Source organism: Arthrobacter pullicola (assembly GCF_014836875.1).
In the GTDB taxonomy this organism is placed as follows: Bacteria; Actinomycetota; Actinomycetes; order Actinomycetales; family Micrococcaceae; genus Arthrobacter_B; species Arthrobacter_B pullicola.
Genome location: NZ_JACSQC010000003.1, coordinates 280,585 through 307,076, shown reverse-complemented (window position 1 = coordinate 307,076; position 26,492 = coordinate 280,585). Strand labels below are relative to the sequence as shown.

The 26,492-nt window shown below is 65.5% G+C and carries 23 protein-coding genes and 1 pseudogene; 22 read left to right on the top strand and 2 right to left on the bottom strand.

Annotated elements, in window-relative coordinates:
- Positions 1 to 174 precede the first annotated feature (174 nt).
- Positions 175 to 1,476 (top strand): M20/M25/M40 family metallo-hydrolase, encoded by a 1,302-nt coding sequence (locus H9638_RS07675; protein ID WP_191746610.1) that lies wholly within the window; start codon positions 175 to 177, stop codon positions 1,474 to 1,476.
- Between the two features lie 68 nt (positions 1,477 to 1,544).
- Positions 1,545 to 2,693 carry an acyl-CoA dehydrogenase family protein gene (locus tag H9638_RS07670; RefSeq protein WP_191746609.1) on the top strand — a complete coding sequence of 383 codons (1,149 nt, stop codon included), beginning with the start codon at positions 1,545 to 1,547 and terminating at the stop codon, positions 2,691 to 2,693.
- Positions 2,694 to 2,770: 77 nt separating this feature from the next.
- Here the strand turns inward: H9638_RS07670 and H9638_RS07665 are convergent, their stop codons facing one another.
- Positions 2,771 to 3,004 carry a DUF5703 family protein gene (locus tag H9638_RS07665; protein WP_191746608.1) on the bottom strand — a complete coding sequence of 78 codons (234 nt, stop codon included), beginning with the start codon at positions 3,002 to 3,004 and terminating at the stop codon, positions 2,771 to 2,773.
- Between the two features lie 41 nt (positions 3,005 to 3,045).
- Here H9638_RS07665 and H9638_RS07660 point away from each other — a divergent pair.
- From H9638_RS07660 to mshC, 3 genes and pseudogenes are all read left to right on the top strand, one after another.
- Positions 3,046 to 3,288: pseudogene (locus tag H9638_RS07660) on the top strand (hypothetical protein); the annotation flags it as partial.
- Positions 3,289 to 3,460: 172 nt separating this feature from the next.
- The gene (locus H9638_RS07655) at positions 3,461 to 4,285 is read left to right on the top strand and encodes an undecaprenyl-diphosphate phosphatase (protein ID WP_191746607.1); all 825 of its coding nucleotides are present in this window, start codon (positions 3,461 to 3,463) and stop codon (positions 4,283 to 4,285) included.
- A 59-nt stretch (positions 4,286 to 4,344) separates the two neighbouring features.
- Positions 4,345 to 5,637, top strand: coding sequence for a cysteine--1-D-myo-inosityl 2-amino-2-deoxy-alpha-D-glucopyranoside ligase (gene mshC, locus H9638_RS07650; RefSeq protein WP_191746606.1), 1,293 nt, complete (start codon positions 4,345 to 4,347; stop codon positions 5,635 to 5,637).
- 60 nt (positions 5,638 to 5,697) lie between these two features.
- On the opposite strand, the gene H9638_RS07645 is transcribed toward mshC, so the two are convergent.
- Complete coding sequence (locus tag H9638_RS07645) at positions 5,698 to 6,579, bottom strand: PAC2 family protein (protein WP_318241816.1); 882 nt, start codon at positions 6,577 to 6,579, stop codon at positions 5,698 to 5,700.
- Positions 6,580 to 6,682: 103 nt separating this feature from the next.
- Here H9638_RS07645 and H9638_RS07640 point away from each other — a divergent pair, with 103 nt between their 5' ends.
- From H9638_RS07640 to H9638_RS07560, 17 genes are all read left to right on the top strand, one after another.
- Positions 6,683 to 7,435 (top strand): HAD family hydrolase, encoded by a 753-nt coding sequence (locus tag H9638_RS07640; protein ID WP_191746605.1) that lies wholly within the window; start codon positions 6,683 to 6,685, stop codon positions 7,433 to 7,435.
- Entirely contained in the window at positions 7,432 to 8,598 is a 1,167-nt protein-coding gene (locus H9638_RS07635; RefSeq protein WP_191746604.1) for a site-2 protease family protein, read from the top strand. Before H9638_RS07640 ends, H9638_RS07635 begins: the two co-directional genes overlap by 4 nt.
- A 78-nt stretch (positions 8,599 to 8,676) precedes the next feature.
- On the top strand, positions 8,677 to 9,726 hold the full coding sequence (locus tag H9638_RS07630; RefSeq protein ID WP_191746603.1) for a tRNA (adenine-N1)-methyltransferase: 1,050 nt from the start codon (positions 8,677 to 8,679) through the stop codon (positions 9,724 to 9,726).
- A 113-nt stretch (positions 9,727 to 9,839) separates the two neighbouring features.
- Entirely contained in the window at positions 9,840 to 11,603 is a 1,764-nt protein-coding gene (gene arc, locus H9638_RS07625; protein WP_191746602.1) for a proteasome ATPase, read from the top strand.
- A gap of 14 nt (positions 11,604 to 11,617) precedes the next feature.
- Positions 11,618 to 13,210 carry a depupylase/deamidase Dop gene (dop, locus tag H9638_RS07620; protein ID WP_191746839.1) on the top strand — a complete coding sequence of 531 codons (1,593 nt, stop codon included), beginning with the start codon at positions 11,618 to 11,620 and terminating at the stop codon, positions 13,208 to 13,210.
- A gap of 39 nt (positions 13,211 to 13,249) precedes the next feature.
- Complete coding sequence (locus tag H9638_RS07615; RefSeq protein ID WP_066297801.1) at positions 13,250 to 13,459, top strand: ubiquitin-like protein Pup; 210 nt, start codon at positions 13,250 to 13,252, stop codon at positions 13,457 to 13,459.
- A 3-nt stretch (positions 13,460 to 13,462) separates the two neighbouring features.
- Entirely contained in the window at positions 13,463 to 14,287 is an 825-nt protein-coding gene (gene prcB, locus H9638_RS07610) for a proteasome subunit beta (protein WP_191746601.1), read from the top strand.
- Between the two features lie 3 nt (positions 14,288 to 14,290).
- Complete coding sequence (gene prcA, locus H9638_RS07605; protein ID WP_191746600.1) at positions 14,291 to 15,052, top strand: proteasome subunit alpha; 762 nt, start codon at positions 14,291 to 14,293, stop codon at positions 15,050 to 15,052.
- The gene (gene pafA / locus H9638_RS07600) at positions 15,052 to 16,413 is read left to right on the top strand and encodes a Pup--protein ligase (RefSeq protein ID WP_191746599.1); all 1,362 of its coding nucleotides are present in this window, start codon (positions 15,052 to 15,054) and stop codon (positions 16,411 to 16,413) included. The genes prcA and pafA overlap by 1 nt, the downstream gene beginning before the upstream one ends.
- A gap of 135 nt (positions 16,414 to 16,548) precedes the next feature.
- Positions 16,549 to 17,430 carry an FKBP-type peptidyl-prolyl cis-trans isomerase gene (locus H9638_RS07595; protein ID WP_191746598.1) on the top strand — a complete coding sequence of 294 codons (882 nt, stop codon included), beginning with the start codon at positions 16,549 to 16,551 and terminating at the stop codon, positions 17,428 to 17,430.
- Positions 17,431 to 17,495: 65 nt separating this feature from the next.
- The gene (locus H9638_RS07590; protein ID WP_191746597.1) at positions 17,496 to 17,891 is read left to right on the top strand and encodes an FKBP-type peptidyl-prolyl cis-trans isomerase; all 396 of its coding nucleotides are present in this window, start codon (positions 17,496 to 17,498) and stop codon (positions 17,889 to 17,891) included.
- 98 nt (positions 17,892 to 17,989) lie between these two features.
- Entirely contained in the window at positions 17,990 to 19,987 is a 1,998-nt protein-coding gene (locus H9638_RS07585) for a helix-turn-helix transcriptional regulator (protein WP_191746596.1), read from the top strand.
- Positions 19,988 to 20,061: 74 nt separating this feature from the next.
- A complete protein-coding gene (locus tag H9638_RS07580; RefSeq protein ID WP_191746595.1) occupies positions 20,062 to 20,400 on the top strand; it encodes a hypothetical protein in 339 nt (112 codons plus the stop codon).
- Between the two features lie 32 nt (positions 20,401 to 20,432).
- The gene (gene tatA, locus H9638_RS07575; protein WP_191746594.1) at positions 20,433 to 20,732 is read left to right on the top strand and encodes a Sec-independent protein translocase subunit TatA; all 300 of its coding nucleotides are present in this window, start codon (positions 20,433 to 20,435) and stop codon (positions 20,730 to 20,732) included.
- 47 nt (positions 20,733 to 20,779) lie between these two features.
- Positions 20,780 to 21,565, top strand: a complete 786-nt coding sequence (tatC, locus tag H9638_RS07570) for a twin-arginine translocase subunit TatC (protein ID WP_191746593.1) — start codon at positions 20,780 to 20,782, stop codon at positions 21,563 to 21,565.
- An 88-nt stretch (positions 21,566 to 21,653) separates the two neighbouring features.
- On the top strand, positions 21,654 to 24,503 hold the full coding sequence (locus H9638_RS07565; RefSeq protein WP_191746592.1) for a DEAD/DEAH box helicase: 2,850 nt from the start codon (positions 21,654 to 21,656) through the stop codon (positions 24,501 to 24,503).
- 115 nt (positions 24,504 to 24,618) lie between these two features.
- A complete protein-coding gene (locus tag H9638_RS07560) occupies positions 24,619 to 26,259 on the top strand; it encodes an amidohydrolase (RefSeq protein ID WP_225217143.1) in 1,641 nt (546 codons plus the stop codon).
- Positions 26,260 to 26,492 lie beyond the last annotated feature (233 nt).

Genomic DNA, 26,492 nt, shown 5'->3' with positions numbered 1-26,492 from the left:
TTTTTATTCCGTTTCTTCGTTTGCAACGGGAAAAACTCTAACACGGTTTTGCCGTGAAGGACGAATCGGCACATTTCGGCCGCGCGTCAGATGTCACTGGGCTAAGAATGCCGGGCACGCTGAGCCGGCAAGTGGCTAGGCTGGCCCTAAACCCGTGACCAAGGAGAGAGCTGCATGACTATTCGCGCCGAAGACGAAGTCACCCGCATCTGCCAGGACCTGATTCGAATTGACACCTCGAACTACGGCGACGGCACCGGCCCAGGCGAACGTGCGGCCGCCGAATACACTGCCGGCCTTATCGCCGAGGCCGGCCTCGAAGCGGACCTCTTCGAATCCGCGCCGGGCCGCGCCTCCGTGGTGACCCGGATGGAAGGCAGCGATTCGTCCCTGCCTGCCCTTGTAGTCCACGGCCATCTGGACGTTGTCCCGGCACAGAAGCAGGACTGGACCGTTGACCCCTTCAGCGGGGAAGAACGCGATGGACTGATCTGGGGCCGGGGAGCGGTTGACATGAAGGACATGGACGCCATGATCCTGTCCGTGATGCGGGAGATGTCCAGCACCGGCACCCGGCCGCGGCGTGACATCATTTTCGCTTTCTTCGCCGATGAAGAGGCCGGCGGCAGCTACGGCGCCGGCTGGGCCGTCGAGAACCGGCCGGAGCTTTTCGAAGGTGCCACTGAGGCCATATCCGAGGTTGGTGGATTCTCCGCCACCATCGGGGGGCGCCGGACCTACCTCCTGCAGACCGCGGAGAAGGGTATTTCCTGGCTTCGCCTGCGGGCCCACGGCCGGGCCGGCCACGGCTCGCAGATCAATACCGACAATGCGGTGACCCGGCTGGCCGGGGCTGTGTCCCGTATCGGTGGGCATCAGTGGCCCATCGAGCTCACTGACACCACCCGGGCCTTCCTGGACGGCGTTACGGAACTCACCGGGGTGGAATTCGATCCGAACAACCCGGAGAAACTCCTCGCGGAGCTCGGGACGGTGGCCCGGTTTGTCGGAGCCACGCTCCAGAACACCGCCAACCCGACCCTGCTCTCCGCCGGCTACAAGCACAACGTGATCCCGGGAACGGCGGAGGCCCTCATCGACGCCCGGACGCTTCCCGGCCAGGAGGAACACCTGCTTGAGGTGATCCGCGGCCTGGCAGGCGACGGCATCGACGTCAGCTACGAACACCGCGACGTTTCCCTGGAGGTGCCGTTCACCGGAAATCTGGTGGACAGCATGGTGGCTGCACTGCAGGCCGAAGACCCAGGGGCTCCGGTACTGCCCTATACCCTTTCCGGCGGGACGGATAACAAGTCGCTGAGCCGGCTGGGCATCACCGGCTACGGCTTTGCCCCGCTCCGCCTGCCGGAGGACCTGGACTTCACCGGAATGTTCCACGGCGTGGACGAACGGGTTCCGGTGGATTCCCTGAAGTTCGGCACCCGGGTACTTTCCCGCCTGCTGCACCGATACTAAAGAGAACTCCTTCCCGCCGGAATCCTGCCCAACCACAAGACCCCGAACCGAAAAAGGAACACAACCCCATGCCTGCCGGAGATATTCTCACCCCCGAACTTCTGGAACGGCTGCGCAGCCGGGCACCGGAGTACGACCGACGCAATGAGTTTTTTGCCGAGGACCTCGAAGACCTCCGCCGCGTCGGTTACCTGGCTTTGTTCTCGACCCCGGCACAGGGCGGAGCCGGGCTCGGCCTTCCGGAAGTGGCCGCCTGCCAGCGGCTGCTGGCCTCCGCTGCGCCGGCGACCGCCCTGGCCATCAACATGCACCTGGTCTGGTGCGGGGTGGCGCACCTGCTGTCACTGCGGGGCGACGATTCCCTTTCGTTCATCCTCGAGGAAGCGGCCCGTGGGGAAGTCTTCGCCTTCGGCATCTCCGAACCGGGAAACAGTGCCGTGCTGTTCGATTCCAATACGCAGGCAGAACCGCGCGGCGGCGGCTACGCCTTTACCGGCCGCAAGATCTTCACCAGCCTGTCTCCGGCCTGGACCCGGCTTGGCATTTTCGGCAAGGACAGCACCGATCCGGACGAACCGCGGCTCGTGTTTGGTTTCGCGGACCGGGGCACCGAAGGGATCACCACGCTGGATGACTGGGACACCATGGGCATGCGGGCTTCCCAGTCCTGCTCCACGGTGTTGGAGGGGGCCGTTGTTCCGGCAGAACGGATAGTCCGGCATACCCCGGTGGGGCCGCACGCGGATCAGTTCGTCTTCGGCATCTTCAGCCTCTTTGAAACGCTGCTCTCCGCGGTCTACACCGGGATCGGAGACCGGGCGGTCACCCTCGCGGCAGAAGCCGCAGCCTTCCGGAAGCCCGGCGGTGTTCCGGCGGCCCAGGACCCGCACACCAGGTGGCGGATCGCTGACGCGGCCATCCGGATGGACGGAGCCGCACTGGAGCTGGAAGCAGTCGCCCGTGACCTGGAAGCCGGAGCGGACCACGGCGGGTTCTGGTTCGCCCGACTGTCAGGACTCAAGCTGCGCACAACCGATACGGTCCGCGGCGTCGTTGAAACCGCCATGAAAGTGGCGGGCGGCAGGAGCTATTTCCGCGGCCAGGAACTTGAACGGCTGTACCGCGACGTCCTCGCCGGCATGTTCCATCCCTCAAGCGAGGATTCGGCCCACAACACCATGGCCACCGCACTGCTGGGACCCGCGGATACGGAGTAGGCCGCCCGGGGACCGCGCTGGGAAGGGCGCTCCGGGTTTTGAACCGGGGCTCAGCGGGGAGGGCTGACGGAGCAGGGCTAGAACGTGCGTTCGACCCGCATGATTTTCCGGCGCAGCCAGTAGCGGTGGTGGCCGCCGCGGTAGATGCGGGTCCGTTCCAGTTCCCACTTGCCATACTCAGCGTGGTCAGTGAGTGCCCTCCGGACTTCAGGGAGGGACTCAGAGGGTCCTACGGAGAGGACCAGGTACTCATAGCCTTTGGCGGGACCGGCTTTGAAGGACCGGTCCGGTCTAAGAATTTGTTCTCGCATTTGCATCCCATTTTGCCTGCTTTACCGATAACGTCTAGTCCATGAGCATAGATCCGCGCGTTGCGCTCCAGTCCCTGGTCGCTGCCTTCGAAGAGCACCTGGCTGCCGCTGCTGCCCGCCGCGGAGAGAAGGATCCTGCTGTCGAAGGGGCCTATCTGGCCATAGCCGACGCGTTCGAGGTGTACGAGGAAGTCCTTTACGACGCCTATGGCGAAGTGACGCCGCTGGAGATCTACGACGACGAAGACGGCGACGAGGACCTGCTCGACGACGATGAAGAGATGCTCCGCAGGTCCGGCTTCGGTGACCCTTCGCGTTTCGGCGCGGATGAAGGGACCGAAGAAATCTCAACCGGGTCCCTCGACCAGGATGATTACCGCCGGCAGTCAGGCAGCGACCGGTAGCACGCGCCCCCGCCTGGCAGGTCCGGGCGGCGCTGTGCCCTAGAGTCGTAGGGTGAATTGGTTTGAAGCGATATTCCTTGGTTTCCTTCAGGGCCTGACCGAGTTCCTGCCCATTTCTTCCAGCGCGCATCTGCGGATTGCCGGCGAGCTGCTTCCCGGCGCCCAGGATCCCGGCGCCGCGTTCACCGCTATTACCCAGCTTGGGACAGAGACTGCTGTCGCGGTGTATTTCTGGAAGGACATCGTCCGGATCGTCAAGGCATGGTTCGGGTCGCTGGCCGGCCGGGTGCCGCGCTCTGATCCGGACGCACGCATGGGCTGGCTGATCATCGTTGGCACCATCCCGATCGTTGTGCTTGGGCTGCTGTTCCAGGACCAGATTGAGAGCACTTTCCGCAGCCTCTGGATCGTGGCGACCATGCTGATCGTGTTCGGCATTTTTCTGGCGATCGCCGACATCATCGGGAAGCAGCAGCGGACCCTGGACCAGCTCACCTACAAGCACGGCATCCTTTACGGCTTCGCCCAGGCACTGGCGCTCATCCCAGGCGTCTCACGCTCCGGCGGCACCATTACGGCGGGCCTGCTCATGGGCTACACCCGTGAAGCGGCGGCCCGGTACGCTTTCCTGCTGGCTATTCCCGCGGTGTTCGGCAGCGGCCTTTACCAGCTGGCCAAATCGTGGGGAGAGACGGGCCCCTATGGCGGGGCGGAGACCGCACTCGCTACCGTGGTGGCCTTCGTCGTCGGCTTCATCATTATCGGCTGGTTCCTGCGCTACGTTTCCACCCGCAGCTACCAGTTGTTCGTCTGGTACCGGATCGGCCTGGGCGTGGCCATTTACATCGCACTTGGCTTCGGGGTGCTGCAGGCCTGAGTGCGCACCGGCCCGGACACAGAACGTGAACCGCTATCGGAGTCAGTAGAGTTGAACCTGTGATCGCTTGGAAATCCCGCCCCCTGCCAGTACTGCCCGGAAAGTCTCCAGGCCTCGTCCTCTTCGATTCGGCGCTGCGAAGGGCAGTGCCCGTCCGCCCGGACGGTGAAGCCGGTCTCTATGTTTGCGGGATCACCCCGTACGACGCGACCCACATGGGCCATGCGGCGACGTACGTCGCGTTTGATCTGCTGAACCGGCAGTGGCGGGACGCTGGACACACAGTCAACTATGTCCAGAACGTCACTGACATCGACGATCCGCTTTTGGAGCGTGCTGCCGCGACCGGGGTTGACTGGACCGTCCTCGCCAAGGAGCAGACCCAGCTCTTCCGCGAAGACATGGAAGCGCTGAACGTCATTGCTCCGCAAAGCTACATTGGCGCCGTTGAGTCCATCGAATGGATCGTGCCCGTGGTTGAGGCACTGCTCGAGAAGGGGATCGCGTACCGCGTGCCCGGGACCGGCGCCGAGCCCGACGGAGACGTTTACTTTTCCGTCGATGCCGCACAGGAACTGGAAAAGCAGGGACCCGACGCATGGTGGCCGGGCCAGGTATCCGGCCTCACAGCCGAGCAGATGCTGCCCGTCTTCGCAGAACGCGGCGGCGACCCCAGCCGTCCGGGGAAGCGGAATCCACTCGATGCGCTGCTGTGGCGGGCCGCGCGGCCCGGTGAACCCCTTTGGCCCGGCGGAGAGCTTGGCGACGGGCGTCCAGGCTGGCACATTGAGTGTGCGGTCATTGCCCGCCGGTTCCTTCCCGCTCCCTTTACGGTTCAGGCCGGGGGATCAGACCTGATGTTCCCGCACCACGAAATGAGCGCGGCACATGCCTACGCCTGCTCGGGTGAGCCACTGGCAAAGCACTACGCCCACGCCGGCATGGTGGGCCTGGACGGCGAAAAGATGAGCAAGTCCCTGGGCAACCTCGTTCTGGTGTCCCGCCTGCGGGCGGAAGGGGTGGAACCGGCAGCGGTCCGCATCACCCTTGCCGGCCACCACTACCGGTCAGACTGGTTCTGGACGGCCGAGGACCTGGGCCGTGCCGAGGACCGGCTGCGGCGTTACCGCAGGGCCTTGCCGCTGACCGGGGAGCAGGCTGCCATGGAGCTGCTGCAGAGTTTCCGCATGGCCCTGGCCGATGACCTCAATGCTCCGGCCGCCCTGGCTGCCGCCGATGCATGGGCTGCGGCGCTCCTCGACGAGCCGAAGGCGGCAGCAGCCGGCTCCACGGCCGGAGCAGAACTGGTTGAAGCAGCTTTCGATGCCCTCCTGGGCATCCGCCTGCGCTAGGCGCATCCGGGACAGCACAGTGACCGCGGAATCCGTCCGCGGTCACTGTGCTGTCCCGGGCTAGTCCCGGCGCCGCCGCTTAAGGTAGCGCTCAAACTCCCGTGCAATCGATTCGCCGGTTGCTTCGGGCAGCTCAGCCGTATCCTTGGCTTCCTCCAGCTGCCGCACGTAGGCCGCTATTTCCGGGTCCTCCGTGGCAAGTTCATCCACTCCGCGTTCCCATGCCTCGGCTTCCTCCGTCAGGACGGCGGTGTCGATCGGGGTCTGCAGCAGCTCTTCCAAACGGTGCAGCAAAGCAAGCTGCGCCTTGGGCGACGGCGGCTGCCCCACATAGTGCGGCACCGCCGCCCAGAGCGACAACGTGGGAATGTCGGCCAAATTGGCCACTTCCGCCAGGACACCCACAATTCCGATGGGCCCCTCATACTGCGAGGACTCAACGCCGAGGTGTTCCCTCAGGTCTTCTTCCTCACAGGTGGCAGTCACCGGAATGGGGCGGGTATGCGGAACATCGGCCAGCAGCGCCCCGGTGAGCACTATGCAGTCCACGTCGAGTTCCTTGGCCAGCCCAATGACCTCAGCCGTGTAGGCGCGCCATTTGTAGGACGGTTCAACACCGGAAACCAGGATCAGGTCCAGGTTGGTTCCCGGGACCTCTGCCCGGGATATCCGTGTGGTGGGCCACTTGATCCTGCGCTTGCCTGCCGCGTTCCGCTCGATCGCAGGGCGGGTGAACTGGAAATCGTAGTATTCGTCGGCGTCGATCCCGGCGATCTTTTCGCTGTCCCAGTACAGGGAGAGGAAGTTCAGGGCGTCACTGGCGGCCTCTCCGGCGTCGTTCCAGCCTTCGAAGGCAGCCAGCATCACGGTGACCCGCTCTCCGGAGCCGCCGCCAAAGAAATCCTGCAGGCCAGCGGCTGGGGTCTTATCGGTATAACTCACAGATTCACCATATGCTCCCGGCACCGCAGTGTCAGTCCCGCCCGCAGTCCGGGCAGCCCGGCCGGGACAAGGAACCCTGTCCGGAGCCACGTAGACTTGCGGTATGTCCCTCCCAGGAAGTTTCCTCCCGTCCGGCGGCCCCGATAGCCAGCTTCAGGCGGTTTTTTGGGATATGGACGGCACGATCGTCGATACGGAACCCTATTGGATCCAGGCGGAAAAAGACCTTGTTGCCTCGCACGGCGGCACCTGGACTGATGAAGAAGCCCTGGAACTGGTGGGGCAGGCCCTTACTTTTTCTGCCCGCCGGCTGCAGCAGGCCGGCGTTGACTTGAGCGTTGACACCATCATTTCCACCCTGACGGACCAGGTGGCGCGGCAGGTCCGGACCCATGTTCCCTGGCGCCCCGGCGCACGCGAGCTGCTCGGGGAACTCGCAGCCTCAGGCATTCCCTGCGCAATGGTCACCATGTCCACCGCGGTCCTGGCCCGGGCCATCGCCTCCCATTTGCCGGAGCGGACGTTCCGGATCCTGGTCACCGGCGACATGGTTGAACGCGGGAAACCGCATCCGGAGCCGTACCAGCTGGCCTTCACAGAGCTGGCGCAGTCAGTTCCCGGACTGTCGAAGTCCCGCTGCATCGCCATCGAGGATTCCTACCCGGGCTATACATCCGCCCGGGCTGCCGGGCTGACTGCCCTGGCCGTCCCGCATTTCGTCCCCCTGCCGCCGGACGCGGACAGGATCGAATGGACCACGCTTGCCGGACGCAGCATCAGCGACCTGCAGGCATTGACGGCGCCCGGCACCGGAGCACCGGAATCCGGCAGCCATGAGTCAGGAGCCCAAAAGTGACGCAGGGCCCGGACAGCGCGGCGGCGGAGGAGGGACGCAGCGAAGGCATACCCCTGGGAAAGATCGGGGGAGTGCCGGTCACCCTGGCCTGGTCCTGGTTTGTCATTGCCGCAGCGATAGTCCTGCTTTTCGGACCCCAGGTGGCCCAGGCCCTCCCGCAGCTCGGCAGCCCCGGCGCGTACGCCGTCGCCCTGGGCTATGCGCTGCTCCTGCTGCTCTCAGTCCTGGCCCATGAGCTGGCCCATGCCCTCACCGCCCGGGCCTGGAAATGGCCCACGCCGAGAATCGTCCTGACGCTGTGGGGCGGGCACACCCAGTTTGGTGATGTGAACGCGACGCCGGGCAGATCCCTGGTGGTTGCCCTGGCCGGACCGGCCGCGAACTTCCTCCTGGCCCTGGCCGGGCGGCTGGTCCTGCCGTTCTTCGAACCCGGCACCGTGGGCTGGCTCCTGACGGACATCTTTGTGTGGGCCAACGTGCTGGTTGCCATCTTCAATGTCCTCCCCGGCCTGCCCCTGGATGGCGGACGCATCGTGGAGTCCGCTGTCTGGAAGGCCACCGGGGTCCAGGAGAAGGGCACGATCGCCGCCGGCTGGGCCGGGCGGATTATCGCCGCCGCACTGGTGGCCGTCGTCTTTATCCCCCCGTATCTGCGGGGCCAGACGCCCGGCCTGAGCCTGGTGATCATCACCGCCCTGGTCTCAGGCTTCCTGTGGATGGGTGCCTCAGCTTCCATCAGTAACGCCCGCCTGCGGCTGCGGCTGCCGGAACTTTCGGCCGGCAGCCTGATGGAACCGGCCTTCCAGGTGCCTTCGGGGACGCCGGTGTCCGAAGCCCGGCGCTTCGCAGCTGACGGCGCTTCCGGTGCACTTGTGGTGACAGGGCCCACCGGCCGGCCGGAAGCCGTGGTGGATCCCGGCGCGATGGGCTCCGTGCCCGTGCACCTGGCCGCCCAGACCCCGGTCAACGCCGTGGCCCGCGCGCTGGCACCAGGCGCCTATGTTCCTGATGCCGCCACGGGGCAGGAACTCATCCAGTACCTATCGCAGCTGACCGGCAGCGAGTATGCCGTTATCAACCGCGAAGGCACGGTGGTCGGCCTGCTGCGGCAAGCCGCCGTCGTCGCCGCTGTCACCGGCCGCCGGCCGAAAACCGGCAGCTAACCAGCCCAGCCACCAGCGGGCCAGCAGCCCTGGCCCCGCATCCGACCTGAACCGCCTGAAACCGAAGGACAGCCACATATGAACAACCCGGGTACACCCTCTGCTCCCGCTGCCCACGGCGCGGACATGCGCCGTGGCCCCCTGCGGCCCGGGGAGCGCGTCCAGCTCACCGATGAAAAGGGACGCCGGAACACGATCACGCTCACGGAAGGCGGCGCCTTCCACACCCACCGCGGCTACCTTCCGCACGAGAGCATCATCGGGGTCTCCGAAGGCACCATTGTCACGAACACCACCGGCCACCAGTACCAGGTGCTGCGTCCCCTGCTCTCGGACTTCGTGCTCTCCATGCCGCGCGGCGCAGCCGTGGTCTATCCGAAGGACGCCGGCCAGATTGTCACCATGGCAGACATCTTCCCGGGCGCCCGCGTCGTCGAAGCCGGCGTCGGATCCGGAGCGCTCAGCATCTCCCTGCTCAGGGCGGTTGGCGACAACGGCTCGCTGCACTCCTACGAGCGCCGCGAGGAATTCGCTGACATCGCCCGCGGGAACGTGGAAACCTTCTTCGGCGGCCCGCACCCCGCCTGGGAGATCACCCTCGGTGACTTCCAGGACCAGGTGGTGAAGAACCAGGAACCCGGCAGCGTGGACCGCGTGGTCCTGGACATGCTTGCCCCCTGGGAATGCACCGACGCGGTAGCGACCGTCCTGGCCCCGGGCGGCGTCTGGATCTCCTACGTCGCGACAGTCACCCAGCTTTCGCGCACAGCGGAAGCCATCCGCGCTGACGGCAGGTTCACCGAGCCCGAGGGCTGGGAATCCATGGTCCGCGGCTGGCACCTGGAGGGACTGGCCGTGCGCCCGGACCACCGGATGGTGGCCCACACCGGGTTCCTGCTCTCAGCCCGCCGGCTCGCCGAGGGTGCCACGGGGCTGGTAGCCAAGCGCCGCGCCTCCAAAACGGACTTCAGCCAGGAAGACCTCAATGCCTGGACCCCGGCAGCCGTCGGCGAGCGGCAGGTCTCCGACAAGAAGCTCCGCCGGGCCGCGAAGGATGCCAGTTCAACCGTCCAGCGCGGTGCCCTGGCCAAGGCCGAACGCTTCCAGGAAGATCACGGCACGGAGTAGCCCCGCCATAGCCGTAAAGCTGGAAAACACAAGACTCCGGGCACGGTGCATTGCGTGCGCCACTGCGTTATCGTCAGACGAAGAGACCCTGGAGCGATGAAGGCGGTCGGACAATGGTTGAAGCGGAAAATACCAGCGGAGCCGGGGTTGAAGGTATGCGTACCGATTCCCCTTACGGAACAGCGGCCAGTGCCGAGTCCCGGCAGCTCAACATCCTGCGGGATAAGCTGCGGAACGTGGACCGGCAGCTCGCGGCGCTGACGCATAACAATGCACGGCTGGTGGCAATGCTGGAAACCGCCAAGGCGGAAATCATCCGGTTGAAGGACGCGCTGGAGAAGGAGGGCGCCACACCCTTCAGCTTCGGCACGGTGATTGCGGTCAATGAACGGCAGGAGCCCGAGCCCGGAGTAAGCACCACGGCCACGGTCCAGGAAAGCGTGGACATCATCCAGTCCGGGCGCAAGCTCCGGGTGGCGGTGAGCCCGCTCCTGGACCTGGGGCAGATTGTCCCCGGCCAGGAAGTCCTGCTGAACGAATCCCTGACGGTGGTGGCCGGGCTCGGTTTCGAGAAGGCCGGCGAACTCTTTACGGTGCAGGAACTTCTGGAAGGGGACCGCGCGCTGGTCGTGGGCCGGGCTGACGACGAGCGCGTGGTCCGGCTCAATGGCCCGCTGATCGAGGAAAAGATCCGGGTCGGCGACGCCCTGACCGTGGATACCAGGATCGGTTACGCCCTGGAGAAGATCCCGCGCAGCGAAGTCGAGAACCTGGTCCTGGAGGAAGTTCCGGATATTTCGTATTCGGATATCGGCGGGCTGGGTCCTCAGATCGAGGCGATCCGCGACGCCGTCGAACTGCCCTTTATGCATCCGGACCTGTACCGCGAACACGGGCTGAAGGCCCCCAAGGGCCTTCTGCTCTACGGCCCTCCCGGCTGCGGCAAGACCCTGATCGCCAAGGCCGTTGCGCATTCCCTGGCAGCCCGGGTGATGGAACAGACGGGCTCCCTCGGGACCCGCAGCTACTTCCTGAACATCAAGGGACCCGAGCTGCTGGACAAGTACGTCGGCGAAACGGAACGCCATATCCGGCTCATTTTTGCCCGCGCCCGGGAGAAGGCGTCCGACGGCAGCCCGGTGGTGGTGTTCTTCGATGAGATGGATTCACTTTTCCGGACCCGCGGAACCGGCGTCTCCTCCGACGTCGAGACCACCATTGTTCCGCAGCTGCTCAGCGAGATCGACGGCGTGGAGAAGCTGGAGAACGTGATCGTCATCGGTGCCTCCAACCGCGAGGACATGATCGATCCGGCCATCCTGCGCCCCGGCCGGCTGGACGTGAAGATCAAGATCATGCGGCCCGACTCCGAAGGTGCAGGGGAGATCTTCGCGAAGTACCTCACACCGGACCTTCCGCTGCACCGTGACGACCTCGCCGAACATGGTTACGATCCGGTCGCCACCGTCGGCGAGATGATCCGGAGGACGGTCGAAAAGATGTACGCCGAGGACAAGTCCAACGAGTACCTGGAAGTGACCTACGCCAACGGGGACACGGAAATGCTCTACTTCAAGGACTTCAACTCCGGAGCCGTGATCCAGAACGTCGTGGACCGCGCCAAGAAGTACGCCATCAAGGACTTCCTGACGCTGCGCCAGCGCGGACTGCGGATCGAGCACCTGATGCGCGCCGTCGTAGACGAGTTCCGCGAGCACGAAGACATGCCCAACACCACCAATCCCGATGACTGGGCACGCATCTCCGGCAAGAAGGGCGAACGCATCACCTATATCCGGACGATCATCCAGGGCAAGGCCGGCCAGGAGCCCGGCCGGACCATTGAAACGACGGCCAATCCGGGACAGTATCTGTGACGGTCCGCAGGGTGATGGGGACGGAGACCGAGTACGGCGTACTCGCTCCGGCCCTGCCGAACGCCAACGCCACCGTGCTCTCCAGCCAGATCGTCAACGCCTACGCCGCCACGGTGCGCACCGGGATGGGCAACCTCACCGGTACCCGCTGGGACTACACGGACGAGGCGCCCCTGAACGATGCCCGCGGGTACACGGTTCCGCGGACCGCCGCCGACCCGTCCCAGCTCACCGACGCACCCCCGGTGATGGATGCCGAACAGATCGCCATGGAAGGCGGGGGACCGTCTGCCCTGTACGGCGACACCGAGGACAACGCGGTGCTGATGAACATGGTCCTGGGCAACGGAGCGCGCCTCTACGTCGATCATGCCCACCCGGAGTATTCCTCGCCCGAGGTGACCAACCCCAGGGACGCTGTCCTGTGGGACAAGGCGGGCGACGCCGTCGTGCTCGCAGCGATGCGCCACATCGCGGCGACGCCTGGCTTCGCGCCGGTCCACCTGTACAAAAACAACACCGATAACAAGGGCGTTTCCTACGGCGCCCATGAGAACTATCTGGTCCCGCGCAGTGTGCCCTTCACCCGCCTGGTCGCCGGGCTGCTGCCGTTCTTTGTCTCCCGCCAGGTGATCTGCGGCTCCGGCCGCGTGGGGATAGGAACCAGCAATCAGCGGCAGGGTTACCAGCTGAGCCAGCGCGCCGACTTCTTCGAAACCGAGGTGGGCCTGGAAACCACCATCCGCCGGCCCATCATCAATACCCGGGACGAGCCGCACGCCGTCGCTGAGAAGTACCGGCGGCTGCACGTGATCATCGGCGACGCCAACCTCAGCGAAGTATCGGCCTTTTTGAAAATGGGCACGGCTTCGGCCGTCCTCTCCATGATCGAGGATGGAACGGCTCCGGTGCTGGAACTGCGCGATCCCATCGGCGCGCTCCAGGCCATCAGCCATGACCCGTCCCTGGGCCAGCTGGTCGAGCTCAAGGACGGCCGGATGGTCACCGGGCTGGACCTGCAGGAGATCTATCTTGAGGCCGCTGCCGACCACGCGCGGGGACGCGGGGGTGCGGACGCCGCCACCGAGGATCTCCTGACCCGCTGGACGTCCGTGGTGGGAACGCTGAAACGGGATCCGATGGCCGCCGCCGCCCAGGTTGACTGGGTAGCCAAACTCAAGCTTCTGCAGGCCTACCGGGACCGTGACGGGCTGGCGTGGAATGACGCCCGCCTGAACCTGATCGACCTGCAGTACTCGGATATGCGTCCGGAAAAAGGGCTGTACTACCGGCTGGCGGCACGCGGCCAGATGGAACGCATCCTCACGGATTCGGAAATTGCCGCGGCCGTGAGCCACCCGCCCGAAGATACCCGCGCCTATTTCCGGGGACGGTGCGTAACCCGGTTCCCGGACGAGGTGATCGGTGCGAGCTGGGACTCGATCATCTTCGAGCTGCCGTCCCGGCGCCGGCTGCAGCGGGTGCCCACGCGTGAACCGCTGCGCGGAACCAAGGAGCTCACCGGCAAACTCTTTGAGGATTCCGCAGATGCAGAGGATTTTGTGACCCGACTCCTGACCGGTCCGGAACCTACCGTGGCACCATAGGACGTAGGACACATCGGCTCAGCAAGAAAGGGCACCAGCATGGCAACCCAGGATCGCAGGAACACCGGATCACGTCCGCAGGAGGTCGAAGAAACCGACGAGGTTACTCCGCCCCCAGCCGCAGAACCCACCGAGCAGTCCACAGCTCAAACCGAGGGGGTGGACGATCTCCTGGATGAGATCGACGGTGTGCTGGAAAACAACGCTGAGGAATTCGTAAGGGGTTTCATCCAGAAGGGTGGTCAGTAGCGGATGACGCACACAGATCCTGCCCGGGCCGTGGCCGCCGCTGCGGGCTCGTCCTTTACCGAGCACCTCAGCCGCCACCACCCCGAGCTGCTGCCCTCGGCACGCAGCCTCGGAACGGCTCCAGCAGGATCGGCCGCCGCGGCCGCGCCGCAGGCCACCACCATCGTCTCCCTCACTTATGCCGGCGGCGTCCTTGTAGCCGGGGACCGGCGCGCGACCATGGGCAACATGATCGCCAGCCGCCATATCCGCAAGGTTTTCCCGGCGGACACCTACTCAGTCCTCGGCATCGCCGGAACGGCCGGCCTTGCCCTGGACATGATCCGGCTGTTCCAGGTGGAGCTTGAGCACTACGAGAAAATCGAAGGCACGGCGATGAGTCTGGACGGCAAGTCCAACCGGCTCGCGGCCATGGTGCGGCAAAACCTTCCGCTGGCGCTCCAGGGACTCGCCGTCATCCCGCTGTTCGCCGGTTATGACACGGAGAAGCATGTGGGCCGCCTGTTCTCCTTCGACGTCACCGGGGGCCGGTACGAAGAGTACGAACATCACAGTGTCGGTTCCGGCTCGGTTTTCGCCCGCGGTGCGCTGAAGAAGCTGTGGCGTCCCGGGCTGGACGAGGACGAAGCAGTCCGCGTAGCCGTTGAGTCCCTGTACGACGCGGCCGACGACGATTCGGCCACGGGCGGGCCGGACCTGGTCCGCCAGCTGTGGCCGGTGGTCTACGTGGTCAACTCCGCCGGAATGCGGGAAATCCCAGAGCGTGAACTGCACCAGCTCGCCCTGGAACTCGTGGAGCGCCGTACCGCCGCCGGACTGGAGGCATAGGAGATGACGCAGCAGTTCTACGTATCCCCTGAACAGCTCATGAAGGACCGGGCAGATTTTGCCCGGAAAGGAATCGCCCGCGGCCGGTCCGTCGTCGTCCTGACCTGCCGCGACGGTATTGCCCTGGTGGCAGAGAACCCCTCGCCGTCGCTGTACAAACTTGGGGAAATCTACGACCGCATCGGCTTCGCCGCAGTGGGCAAATACAACGAGTTCGAAAGCCTGCGCCAGGCCGGGGTGCGTTACGCCGATGTCCGCGGTTATTCCTACGCCCGGGAGGACGTCTCAGCCAGGGGACTGGCGAGCGTCTACGCCCAGAGCCTCGGTTCGGTGTTCACCACCGAGGGCAAGCCCTTCGAAGTGGAGCTGGCCGTCGCCGAAGTCGGCGCCGAACCGTTCAACGACCACCTGTACCGGCTGACGTTTGACGGTTCCATCGCAGATGAGAGCAACTACGTGGTCATGGGCGGCCAGGCCGACATCGTCAACGATTCACTCGCCCGTTCCTGGTCACCGGACACATCGTTCAGCGAGGCAATCCTGGTGGCGGTCAGGGCCCTCTCGTCGACCCGGCAGGCTCCGGAAGCGTCCTCCAACGGTGAACCTGCCGGCGCGGACCAGAGCACCGAGCTCCTCGGGGCTGGCCTGCTGGAGGTAGCCGTGCTGGACCGCGATCCGCAGTCCGCCCGGGGAAGCGTCCGCGCTTTCCGCCGAATCGGCACCGTGGAGCTGGACCGTTTCCTGGCCAGCGCGGAGGGAGACTGATGGACCGCAGGATCTTCGGGATCGAAACAGAATTCGGGATCGCCTATTCCGGGCCCGATTCGCGCCCGCTCTCCCCGGAGGAGGTGGCACGGTACCTCTTCCGCAAGGTCGTGAGCTGGGGAAGGTCCTCCAACGTGTTCCTCACGAACGGCTCCCGCCTGTACCTGGACGTTGGATCGCATCCGGAATACGCCACCGCGGAATGCGATGACCTGGCCCAGCTCATCGCCCATGACCGGGCCGGGGAACTCATCCTGGAAGACCTGGTGGATGAGGCAGAAGAGCGGCTGAAGGCAGAGGGCTTCAACGGCAGCGTCTACCTGTTCAAAAACAATACCGACTCGGCCGGCAACTCCTACGGCAGCCATGAGAACTATCTGATTCCCCGCCGGCTGGAATTCTCCCGGCTGGCAGACATTCTGATTCCCTTCCTGGTCACCCGGCAGCTGCTGGTCGGCGCGGGCAAGGTCCTGCGCACCCAGTCCGGTGCCCTGTATGCCTTCTCACAGCGTGCAGACCACATCTGGGAAGGTGTCTCCTCCGCCACCACGCGTTCCCGGCCCATCATCAATACCCGCGACGAACCGCACGCGGATGCCGAACACTACCGGCGGCTCCACGTGATCGCAGGCGACTCCAACATGTCTGAGACCACGTCCATGCTGAAGGTCGGATCCGTGGACCTGATGCTGCGGATGATTGAAGCCGGTGTGATCATGCGCGACCTGCGGCTGGAGAATCCGATCCGCAGCATCCGGGAAATCTCCCACGACCTCACGGGATCCGCGCCCCTGAAGCTTGCCAACGGCTCCACCATGACTGCCCTTGAACTCCAGCACATCTACCTGGAGCGGGTGCAGGATTTCGTTGTGGCCAACGGCTCACACAACCGGCATGTCCCGCGGGTCCTCGACCTGTGGGAACGCACCCTGAACGCGGTGGAGTCGGGGGATACCTCCGGAATCGATACCGAAATCGACTGGGCCATCAAGAAGAAGCTCGTGGACCGTTACGCAGAGCGCGCCGGCCTGGACATAGGCTCTCCCCGCCTCGCCCAGATCGACCTCACGTACCATGACATCTCGCGCCGGCGTGGTCTCTTCTACCTCCTGCAGTCCCGGGGAGAGACCGCCCGGGTGGTTGATGACCGGGAGGTCAAGGAGGCGGTCGACGTTCCGCCGCAGAGCACCCGTGCCAAGCTGAGGGGTGACTTCGTCCGGCGGGCCAAAGCCGCCAACCGGGACTTCACCGTGGACTGGGTCCATCTCAAACTGAACGACAGGGCCCAGCAGACTGTGCTGTGCAAAGACCCCTTTGCTGCCGTCGATGAGCGGGTCGAAGCTTTGCTGTCCACCTTGTAGGCTGCCAGGGGCCCCTGATCTAGGCTCCTTTCAGGTCCACGCGTTAGGGTGGGTCTTGCTGCCCTGGGGCTGGCGGGGCTTCCGGCCGTGCTGACCCCGGCGGCCGTGTCATTGCCCACCACTGAAAGAAGTACGGTGCGAAAAGTACTAGCTCTGCTCCTGCCCGCCCTTTTGCTGCTCACCGCCTGTTCCGGCAGCAGCAGTTCCGAGCCGCTGTCCTCCGTGAAGGTCAGTTCCAACGGTGAGAACACGGTCCCGACCGTCGAGTTCGACGCACCGCTGAGCGTCGATGAGCCCACCCTGGTGCGGGTGAACGACGGCGACGGCGAAGAACTCACGGAGGGGCAGACTGCTTCTGTCCGCCTCGTGGTGCTCGATCCGGAAAGCGGAGAAGCCGGCCAGGAGACGTACACCGCTGAAACAGCCGAAGATATTGCCGTGGACGAGACCCTGAAGCAGGGCAACGAGCAGATGTACAGCGCACTGGTCGGTGCGCCCATCGGCTCCGACTTCGCTTACTACGTGCCTGCCAACGAGACTTCCGGGAGCGCTGCACAGTTCATCGTCTTCACCCTCTCCGGAGCCCGTGACGTCCCCACCCGCGCCTGGGGCACCGACGTCGCACCCGTGGACGGCCTGCCGACGGTGACCCTCGCCGAGGACGGCAAGCCGACCATCACCATTCCCGAAGGGGAAGCTCCCACGGAACTGGTGGCCCAGGAACTCAAGACCGGCGACGGCGCCGTTGTGGAAGCCGACGACACCGTGACTGTGCAGTACCACGGCGTGAAGTACTCCGACGGAACCGTCTTTGACTCCAGCTGGGAGCGCGGAAGCTCCACCTCCTTCGGCCTGGACCAGGTGATCTCCGCTTGGACCGACGGGCTGGCCGGCAAGAAGGTCGGATCCCAGGTTCTGATTGTTGCGCCCCCTGCCACTGCCTACGGTGCCTCCGAGGGCAACGAGCTCCAGAACGAAACCCTGGTGTTCGTGGTCGACATCCTCGAAGCCAAGTAGGGCCACGCCAAGCAGCCGGTTAGATCCGGATAAGATGGCAGGCAGTCCCACAACGAAGGAGCAACATGTCATTCGGAAAGCGCGAATACGACCGCCAGAAGCCGGAAATTGATTTCCCGGAGCACGACGCTCCGACCGAACTCGTCATCGAAGACATTGTTGTCGGTGACGGGGCGGAAGCGAAGCCCGGAGACACGGTCTCCACCCACTACGTCGGTGTGGCGTTCTCCACCGGAGAAGAATTCGACGCTTCCTGGAACCGCGGTGCGCCGCTGGACTTCAAGGTCGGAATTGGCCAGGTCATCGAAGGCTGGGACCAGGGCCTGCTGGGCATGAAGGTCGGCGGACGCCGCCGCCTCGAGATTCCCGCGCACCTTGCTTACGGTGACCGCGGCGCTGGTTCTGCGATTGCTCCGGGCGAGTCCCTGATTTTCGTGGTTGACCTGCTCGGCGTCCGGTAGGACGTTCTCCCGCCGCTGCGAAGGGCGGACAGCCAGCCGTTTGTGCTGGCTGTCCGCCCTTTGCGCGTTTGCCCGCAGACGGGCGGTAGATTAGCCGTGTGAGCCCGCAACCTGCCGAGAAGCGAACCGAACGCCTGCTGAACCTTGTCATCGCCCTGCTCTCCAGCCGGCGTGGCTTTACCAAGCACGAGCTCTTCGACGAGATCGAGCTCTATTCGGAGGCAGCCACCCCGGAGGCCCGGGAAAAACTCTTCGACCGGGACAAGGCATTCCTGCGCGAACAGGGCATCCCGGTGGAGTCCTACAGCGATGACCAGCTCTACGAACAGGACAACTCCGCGCAGCGCTACCGTATCCGTAGCGAAGAGTACCGGCTGCCCGAGGTAGCCTTCACCGCCGCTGAGTCCGCCGTGCTGGCCCTGGCCGCCCAAATGTGGGAGCAGGCCGCACTCGGGTCAGCCGCTGCACGGGCCCTGCGAAAACTCCGTGCCCGCGGTGTGATCGCGGAGGACGCCGCGGCCAGCCCTGTGCAGCCCGGCATCCGCACCTCGGATCCCAATTTCACGGCAGTTTTCCGGGCAGCCTCCGACCGGCTGCCGATTAGCTTCGGCTACCGCGATTCCGGGGGAGCGGAAAGCACGCGGCGCCTGCAACCCTGGGGAATGGGCTCGCGCTACGGCCGCTGGTACGTTGTGGGCTGGGATCTGGACCGCCAGGCAGAACGGTTTTTCCGGCTTTCCCGCATGACCACCCCGGTCAAAACGGGTAAGGCGGCATTCACTGTCCCAGCCGGCTTCGACATTCACACGTCCCTGGCGTCACTGGATACCGTCTTCGCCCCGCAGACCGCTGTTGTTGACGTCAGTGCCGGAGCCGGGGCGGAACTCCGCCTTCGCGTCTCCGGTCCCGGTACTGCACCGGCCGGCCTTCCCGAACCAGCGGCCGGACGGGACCGTCTGTGCTTCTCAGTCACCGACCTCGACGCCCTGGCCGCGGACACCGCCGCCCTGGGACCCGCGGCGGAGGCCATCCATCCCGCGGACCTGCGCAGCGCGGTCCGCAGTGCGCTGGCCCGCGCGCTGGCAGCACAGGATCTGCCGGTCCCCGACCACCGCGCACCGGCTGCGCCCCGGACGCGGTCAACGAAGGTTTCCGGTGCGCAGGAACACCTGAGCCGCCTCTTGGACCTTGTCCCTTACATCCTGGCCAACCAGGGAGCGGACATGGACGAAACAGCCCGGAAGTTCGGCATCAGCCGGGACCAGCTGGCAGCGGACCTGAATCTGCTGTTCGTCAGCGGTCCCCGCTACTATCCCAATGGGCTGATGGACGTTAACTTCGAGACCGGCGAGATCTTCATCGACAACGCTGACAACCTCTCTGAGCCGGTGCGCCTGGCCATGGACGAAGCGGCAGCCCTGATTGTGGGACTCGATACGCTCGCCGCCTTGCCGGGCATCGCTCCTCCGGACGCAATTTCCAGTGCCCACGCGAAGCTCAGCGAGGCGGCTGGAACCGCCGGTGCCGCCGGGACCACCCTCGCGGCCACCCTGGTTCCCGCGGGTGCGGCTCCGTCAGTCCTGGAAGAACTGCGCCGCAGCGTCGGACGCAGGCGCCTGGCGATCCGCTACGTGGTTCCCAGCCGGGACGAAGTCTCTGAGCGCATCATTGATCCGCGCCGCATCTTTTCCGAGAACGACACGTGGTACCTGGATGCCTGGTGCCACAAGGCCGGGGCAACCCGCTTCTTCCGGGTGGACCGGATTGTGAGCTGGCAGGACGCTGGACCGTTCCCGGAGGGCGTGCCGGAACCGGATCAGCACTTCCCCGCGAGTCTCTTCACCCCCGGGGACAGCGATGAATCCGTCACAATCCGCCTTGAACCCGAAGCGGGGTGGGTGGCAGATGCCTACCACGCCGAACTGCGCAGCGCCCTGCCCGGCGGTGGACAGGCGGTAGTCCTGCGGACACCCTCAACCGGCTGGATTCCCGGTTTCATCGCACGTCTGGGCGGTGCAGGGGCTGTGACGCAACCCCCGGAGCTGCGGGCAGAAACCACCGCCTGGCTAAAGGCAGCCCTGGAGAACTACGAATGAACAGCCGGTGAAACCCCGTCTCCGCCAAGCTGAACCGGCACCGCAGCCTTGCTTACCTCATCTATGCTGGAACCATGCCTTGGTGGTCGTGGATATTGATATGGGTTGCCCTCACAGCGGTGGCCCTGCTCTTCTATGCCCTGATCGGCTACCGGATCTTCCGCCAGTTCATGGCAGTGCTCCGCGAAGTCCAGGCTGCCGGATCCCGGCTGTCCTTTCCCCCCGCCGCAGTCCCGGCAGCCCCGGAGGATGCAGGCACCCGCGGGCCGGCCATCTTCGAAGACCCGGAGGCAGCACGCCGCCGGTATGAAGACGGCAAGGCAGCGCGCAAGGACGCCCGGCGCGAACGCCGGGTGGAACGCCGGCGCCTGCGGGGACAACCGCGCGCGTGGCGCGATATCCCCGGGCTCTGACATAAAATGACCTCAAACGAAAGGACACCGGCATGCGCTTAGAAGGCTGGCACATTGTCATCATCATTGTTATTGCGATCCTGCTTTTTGGTGCGCCCAAGCTGCCCGGGCTCGCCCGCAGCGTCGGACAGTCCCTCCGGATTTTCAAGTCCGAGGTACGTCAGATGAAGGACGAGAATCCGTCCGGCAACGCCGACGGGGAACCCGTCGAGGGCCGGGTCGTGAACAACCCGGCGCAGGCTTCGCCCACCCGGAACCACGGCCCCGAGACCGGACAGACCCCGCCGTCAGGGACCAGTTCCGGCACCGGTAATCCGCCCACCAACCCGTAGTGGCAGTGGCGCTGACACGAGGGCGCAAATCCAACCCTGAAGGGCGGATGGCCCTCAAGGATCATTTGAGGGAATTCCGCAACCGGCTCTTCAAGGCGGCCATCGCCGTCATTCTGGGCACTGTAGGCGGATTTTTCCTCTACATGCCCGTCTTCAACGAACTGACCCGTCCGGTTCAGGAGCTGTCGGAGCAGGAAGGCCGCCTCGCCACAATCAACTTCGACGGCGTGGCTACCTCCTTCGACCAGATGATCCAGGTCTCGGTCTTTATCGGCCTGCTGGTTTCCAGCCCTTTTTGGCTCTACCAGCTCTGGGCTTTCATCACGCCCGGCTTGAAGACCAAGGAACGGCGCGCCGCGCTGGGTTTCCTCGCGGCCGCCGTGCCGCTCTTCCTCGCCGGAGTCTGGCTTGCGTGGCTGATTCTGCCCAACGCCGTCGGAGTCCTCACCGACTTCACGCCTGAAGGCGCCGCGAACGTTATCACGGCCTCTGTCTACCTGGCCTTCGTCCTGCGGCTGCTGCTGGCTTTCGGCATTGCGTTCCTGATCCCGGTGGTCATGGTGGGCCTGAACCTGCTGGGGCTCCTGTCCGGCAAGACCATCCTGAAGTACTGGCGGATCACGGTATTCATCATCTGCCTGTTCGCCGCCATGGCAGCACCTGGTGGAGATGCGCTGAGCATGTTCTACCTCGCAGCTCCGCTGCTGGTGCTCTTCGCGGTGGCCGTCGGGCTGTGCTTCCTCAACGACAAACGGCGGGCCCGGCGGAATGCCGCGAGGGAAGCCGCCGTGGAGGCGCAGGCGGACAAGGCCTCAACCCTCGAGGATTTGTAGCCCTGGCTCCTGGCTCCCGCCCGCGGCCGGACAGGAGCCAGGATCAGGCGAGGCAGTCCATCGACTCCACAGCGTCTAGGCTGGATATATGACTTCCCCGTCTGAGCGGTACCTTGCCGCCAAAGAACGAACCGGCCACGCGCGGACCCGACTGGGAGTCTTTGAACAGTCCCTCGGGTTCGACCTCGATCCCTTCCAGCTGGAAGCCTGCCGCTCCGTGGAAGCGGGCCGCGGTGTCCTGGTCGCCGCACCTACCGGTGCCGGCAAGACCGTTGTCGGTGAGTTCGCCGTCTACATGGCCCTGGAGCGCGGCCTCAAAGCGTTCTACACCACACCCATCAAAGCCCTCAGCAACCAGAAGTTCGTGGAGCTCTCCGCCTCCTACGGTTCGGAAAACGTGGGGCTGCTGACGGGGGATACCAGCATCAACCCGGACGCCCCGGTGGTGGTAATGACCACCGAAGTCCTGCGGAACATGCTGTATTCAAACTCTGAAACCCTGGATGACCTCGGTTACGTGGTGATGGATGAGGTCCACTATCTGGCGGACCGGTTCCGCGGAGCGGTCTGGGAAGAAGTCATCATCCACCTGCGCTCAGACGTGCAGCTGGTTTCCCTCAGCGCCACAGTCTCCAACGCCGAGGAGTTCGGCGCCTGGCTGGACACCGTCCGGGGCGACACCGACGTGGTGGTCACCGAACACCGGCCGGTGCCGCTCTGGCAGCACGTAATGGTGGGCCGCGAAATCCTCGACCTCTTCGCCACCGACGTCTCCTTCGACGAAGCGGCCGAGGAATCTGACGGATCCGCCGGGATCAAGGACCGGTTCAAGGTCAATCCCGAGCTGCAGGAACTTGCCCGCGCCGAGTCCCGCCTGAACCAGCGCGGCCGGTGGGGCGGCGGGCGCCCCGGCTCCGGCGGCCGCAATCAGTCACGGAGCCGCGGCGGGGCACCCGCGGGCGGACCCCTGACCCGCACGCCGCGGGCATCCCGTCCGCAGGTGATCGCCCAGCTCGACAAACGCGGGCTGCTGCCCGCCATCACCTTCATCTTCTCCCGCAACGGATGCGACGCCGCGGTCCGGCAGTGCGTCGACGCCGGCCTGACGCTGACCAGCGAGTCAGAGCGCAGTGTCATCGCCCGGATGGTGGACGAAGCCAGCCAGGACATTCCCGAGGACGATCTGGAGGTGCTCGGGTTCTGGACCTGGCGTGAGGGCCTGATCCGGGGTTTCGCCGCCCACCACGCCGGCATGCTGCCCACCTTCAAGGAAGTGGTGGAAAAGCTGTTCGCTGCCGGACTGGTCCGTGCCGTGTTCGCCACCGAAACCCTCGCACTTGGTGTAAACATGCCCGCCCGTTCCGTGGTGCTGGAGAAGCTGGACAAGTTCAACGGCGAAGCCCACGTGGATGTGACGGCAGGGGAGTACACCCAGCTGACCGGCCGCGCCGGCCGGCGCGGCATCGACGTCGAAGGCCATGCCGTGGTCCTGTGGCAGCCGGGGACCGATCCGGCTGCAGTTGCTGGACTGGCGTCACGGCGGACCTACCCGCTGAACTCCTCCTTCCGGCCGACCTACAACATGAGTATCAACCTCATTGCCCAGTTCGGGCGCAGCCGTGCCCGGGAGATCCTGGAATCCTCCTTCGCCCAGTTCCAGGCCGACCGCTCTGTCGTGGGCCTGGCCCGCCAGGTCCGCTCGCGCGAAGAGTCACTGGCGGGATATGAAAAAGCCATGACGTGCCACCTCGGCGACTTCAGCGAATACGCCGCGCTCCGCCGCCAGCTGTCCGACCTGGAACACACTGCCTCCCGGTCCAAGGCACGCAACCGGCGCAGTGCCGCCGCCGCGTCGCTGGAGACGCTGCGTCCCGGGGACATCGTTGACGTCCCCGGAGGCCGCAGCCCCGGTTATGCCGTGGTGCTCAGCACCGACACCAACGGCCGCGAACCCGCCCCGTCCATCCTGACCGAGGACAAACAGATCCGCCGCCTGTTTGTGCAGGACCTGGATGGCCCCGTGAACGTTGTCTCCCAGATCCGCATCCCCAAATCCTTCAACGCCCGCACTCCCAAGGACCGCCGGGACCTCACGTCCTCCCTGCGCAACGCGCTCCGCGAGCACCGCCCGCCCCGGCCTGCCGGCGGGCGCGGCGCGTCGCTGCATACGGCCGGCAGCGAGGCCCAGGAGCAGGCCATCGCCGACCTCCGGCGTCGCCTGCGGGCCCATCCCTGCCATGGCTGCAGCGACCGGGAGGACCACGCCCGCTGGGCTGAGCGCTGGTGGAAGCTGCGGCGCGAGACCGACAACCTCTCTGCCCAGATCCGGGGACGCACCAACACCATCGCCAAAACGTTCGACCGGGTGAGCAGCGTCCTGTCCCACTACGGCTACGTCGCCGCAGATGCCGACGGCGTTCCCCGGGTTACCCCGGCAGGAACCAAGCTGCGCCGGATCTATGGCGAAAAGGACCTGCTGACAGCCCTCGGACTGGAACGCGGCGCCTTTGACGACGTCGACGCCGTTGAGCTTGCCTGCCTTGCCACCGCGCTGGTCTACCAGCCCAAGCGGGAGGAACGGGGTCTCCGCCCGCGGATGCCGAGCGCAGTGCTGGACGGCGCCGTCGACATCCTCATCCGCCAGTGGTCCGAGCTCACGGACATCGAGGAGGCAGAGAAGCTGCCGCTGACCGGTGAGCCAGAGCTCGGGCTTGTCTGGCCGATGTACAAATGGGTCAACGGCAAGCACCTCCAGGTGGCCCTCAACGGCACAGAGCTGGCGGCCGGAGATTTCGTCCGCTGGTCCAAGCAGGTCATTGACCTGATCGACCAGCTGGCGAAGGTGCCGGATATTCCTGATGCACTCCGCCGGCGCTGCCGTGAGGCCATCGAGCTGATCCGACGCGGCGTCGTCGCGTACTCCGCTGTCAGTGAATGATCTGCCGTCAGTGAATAGCCCAACCGGCGCATAATCCCGCCAGCAGCTGCTGGCCTTTTCCGGCTCCGTCCATGAGGGCGGTTCCAACTGCACGAATTGAAGAACAGGTGAGTCCTTGAACACCACGGCCCCGGCTAAAAGCCTGACCCTTTACCGCAACGGTTCTGTCTACAGCGCCGCCGATCCCTTCGCGACCGCCATGCTGGTGGACGGTGACACCATCGCCTGGGTGGGCTCGGAACACGCTGCCACCTCCATCCAGGACTCCACCATGCGCGTGGTGGACCTGCAGGGCGCACTGGCCGCACCGGGGTTCGTGGATTCCCACGTCCACCTGACGGAAGCCGGCCTTGCCGAATCCTCACTGGATCTCTCCGGGGCACGGTCACTCGCGGAACTGCTCGACGCCGTCGCTGCCGCAGCCCGCGCCACATCCGGCCTGATCACCGGGCACGGCTGGGACGAGACAGGCTGGCCGGAGGGCCGGGTGCCGACCGCTGCGGAGCTGGACGCCGCGTCCGGACAGCGCCGCGTCTATCTGGCCCGTGCTGACGTGCATTGTGCGGTGGTCTCCGCGACGCTGGCAGCGGAGCTCCAACTGGCCGGGATGGACGGCTGGGACAACGGTTTTGTGATCCGGGCCGCCCACGACGCCGCCCGCACCGTCTCCCGGAACCTGAGCCTCTCCGAACGGGCCAGGTACCAGCGGGCAGCCCTGGACCGGGCTGCCTCCCGCGGAATCGTTGCCGTGGCGGAAATGGCAGCACCGCACATCGTCCCGCCGGAGGACCTGCGGCAGCTGCTGGGCCTGGAAGGCAGCCTCGGAGCGGGGCCGGTGCCACAGGTGCTTCCCTACTGGGGGCAGCTGGTGCGCAGTGAAACTGAGCTCTCCGAGGTGACCGATATGTTCGGCGGCCGCCTGCTTGGACTGGGCGGGGACCTGAACATCGACGGCTCCATTGGCGCCAGAACCGCAGCGCTGCGCGAACCGTACACGGATGCTCCCGAGACTTCCGGCAGCCTGTACCTCAGCGTTGACGAGGCAGGACGCCACATCGAACTCGCCACCCGGGCCGGCCTCCAGGCCGGTTTCCATGTGATCGGTGACGCCGGCCTGGATGCCGCCATCAGTGCCCTGAGGTTCGCAGCCGACGCAGTGGGGGAGTCTGCCGTACGAGCCGCGCACCACCGCTTGGAGCATGTGGAGCTCAGTGACGATGCAGCCATCGCCGACCTGGTCCGCTTCGGTGTCACGGCCAGCATGCAGCCTGTTTTTGACGCCATGTGGGGCGGCCCCGGCCAGATGTATTCCCAGCGGCTTGGCTCCCGCGGCGGCGGAATGAACCGGTTCGCCTCGCTGCTCTCGGCGGGCGTCCCGGTAGTCTTCGGCTCCGACGCTCCCGTCACTCCGCTGGACCCCTGGCGCGCGGTACAGGCCGCAGTCATGCATTCAACTGCGCAGGAGCGGATCTCTGCCCGGGCGGCTTTCATCGCCCACACCCGGGCCGGATGGCGTGCCGCGGGGACTGGGAACCCGATGCTTGGCCAGCTGGCACCGGGCACCCCGGCATCTTTCGCCGTGTGGGAGGCTGACGAGCTGATGGTCCAGACCCCCGATGCCTCCGTGGCTTCCTGGAGCACGGATCCGCGGGCCGGAACGCCTCTGCTGCCCGCCCTGGATACGGATAATCTGCCCCGCTGCCTGCAGACGGTTCACCACGGGGCTGAACTCTACCGCGCGCCGGATTTCAGTTAGGGACCCGAAAAATATTTTCCCTGGGCGAGAAGCCCAATTGTGCCTCTGACCTGCAGAAACGCAGTTTTACCTAGTCAGCGGCGTGTTGACACTTCCCGCTCAGCACGTAGTCTAGGGGGACCGCAGACCGAACCGGCCCAGGCCGGCGTCGGGCTGCCGCGGCCCGAGCACGCGTGCGTGGGGGGTTGATGGGCCTTCCGCCCATTTTGGTGCGGGGTCATCAGTTGCAACAC

Bases quoted from the DNA above. Each gene is read 5' to 3' on its own strand.
- arc (WP_191746602.1), top strand. From the start codon at position 9,840: ATGGTTGAAGCGGAAAATACCAGCGGAGCCGGGGTTGAAGGTATGCGT.
- pafA (WP_191746599.1), top strand. From the start codon at position 15,052: ATGGACCGCAGGATCTTCGGGATCGAAACAGAATTCGGGATCGCCTAT.
- H9638_RS07665 (WP_191746608.1), bottom strand. From the start codon at position 3,004: ATGCGAGAACAAATTCTTAGACCGGACCGGTCCTTCAAAGCCGGTCCC.
- tatA (WP_191746594.1), top strand. From the start codon at position 20,433: ATGCGCTTAGAAGGCTGGCACATTGTCATCATCATTGTTATTGCGATC.
- H9638_RS07675 (WP_191746610.1), top strand. From the start codon at position 175: ATGACTATTCGCGCCGAAGACGAAGTCACCCGCATCTGCCAGGACCTG.
- tatC (WP_191746593.1), top strand. From the start codon at position 20,780: ATGGCCCTCAAGGATCATTTGAGGGAATTCCGCAACCGGCTCTTCAAG.
- prcA (WP_191746600.1), top strand. From the start codon at position 14,291: ATGACGCAGCAGTTCTACGTATCCCCTGAACAGCTCATGAAGGACCGG.
- prcB (WP_191746601.1), top strand. From the start codon at position 13,463: ATGACGCACACAGATCCTGCCCGGGCCGTGGCCGCCGCTGCGGGCTCG.
- H9638_RS07590 (WP_191746597.1), top strand. From the start codon at position 17,496: ATGTCATTCGGAAAGCGCGAATACGACCGCCAGAAGCCGGAAATTGAT.
- H9638_RS07615 (WP_066297801.1), top strand. From the start codon at position 13,250: ATGGCAACCCAGGATCGCAGGAACACCGGATCACGTCCGCAGGAGGTC.
- H9638_RS07580 (WP_191746595.1), top strand. From the start codon at position 20,062: ATGCCTTGGTGGTCGTGGATATTGATATGGGTTGCCCTCACAGCGGTG.
- H9638_RS07630 (WP_191746603.1), top strand. From the start codon at position 8,677: ATGAACAACCCGGGTACACCCTCTGCTCCCGCTGCCCACGGCGCGGAC.
- H9638_RS07670 (WP_191746609.1), top strand. From the start codon at position 1,545: ATGCCTGCCGGAGATATTCTCACCCCCGAACTTCTGGAACGGCTGCGC.
- dop (WP_191746839.1), top strand. From the start codon at position 11,618: ATGGGGACGGAGACCGAGTACGGCGTACTCGCTCCGGCCCTGCCGAAC.
- H9638_RS07565 (WP_191746592.1), top strand. From the start codon at position 21,654: ATGACTTCCCCGTCTGAGCGGTACCTTGCCGCCAAAGAACGAACCGGC.
- H9638_RS07640 (WP_191746605.1), top strand. From the start codon at position 6,683: ATGTCCCTCCCAGGAAGTTTCCTCCCGTCCGGCGGCCCCGATAGCCAG.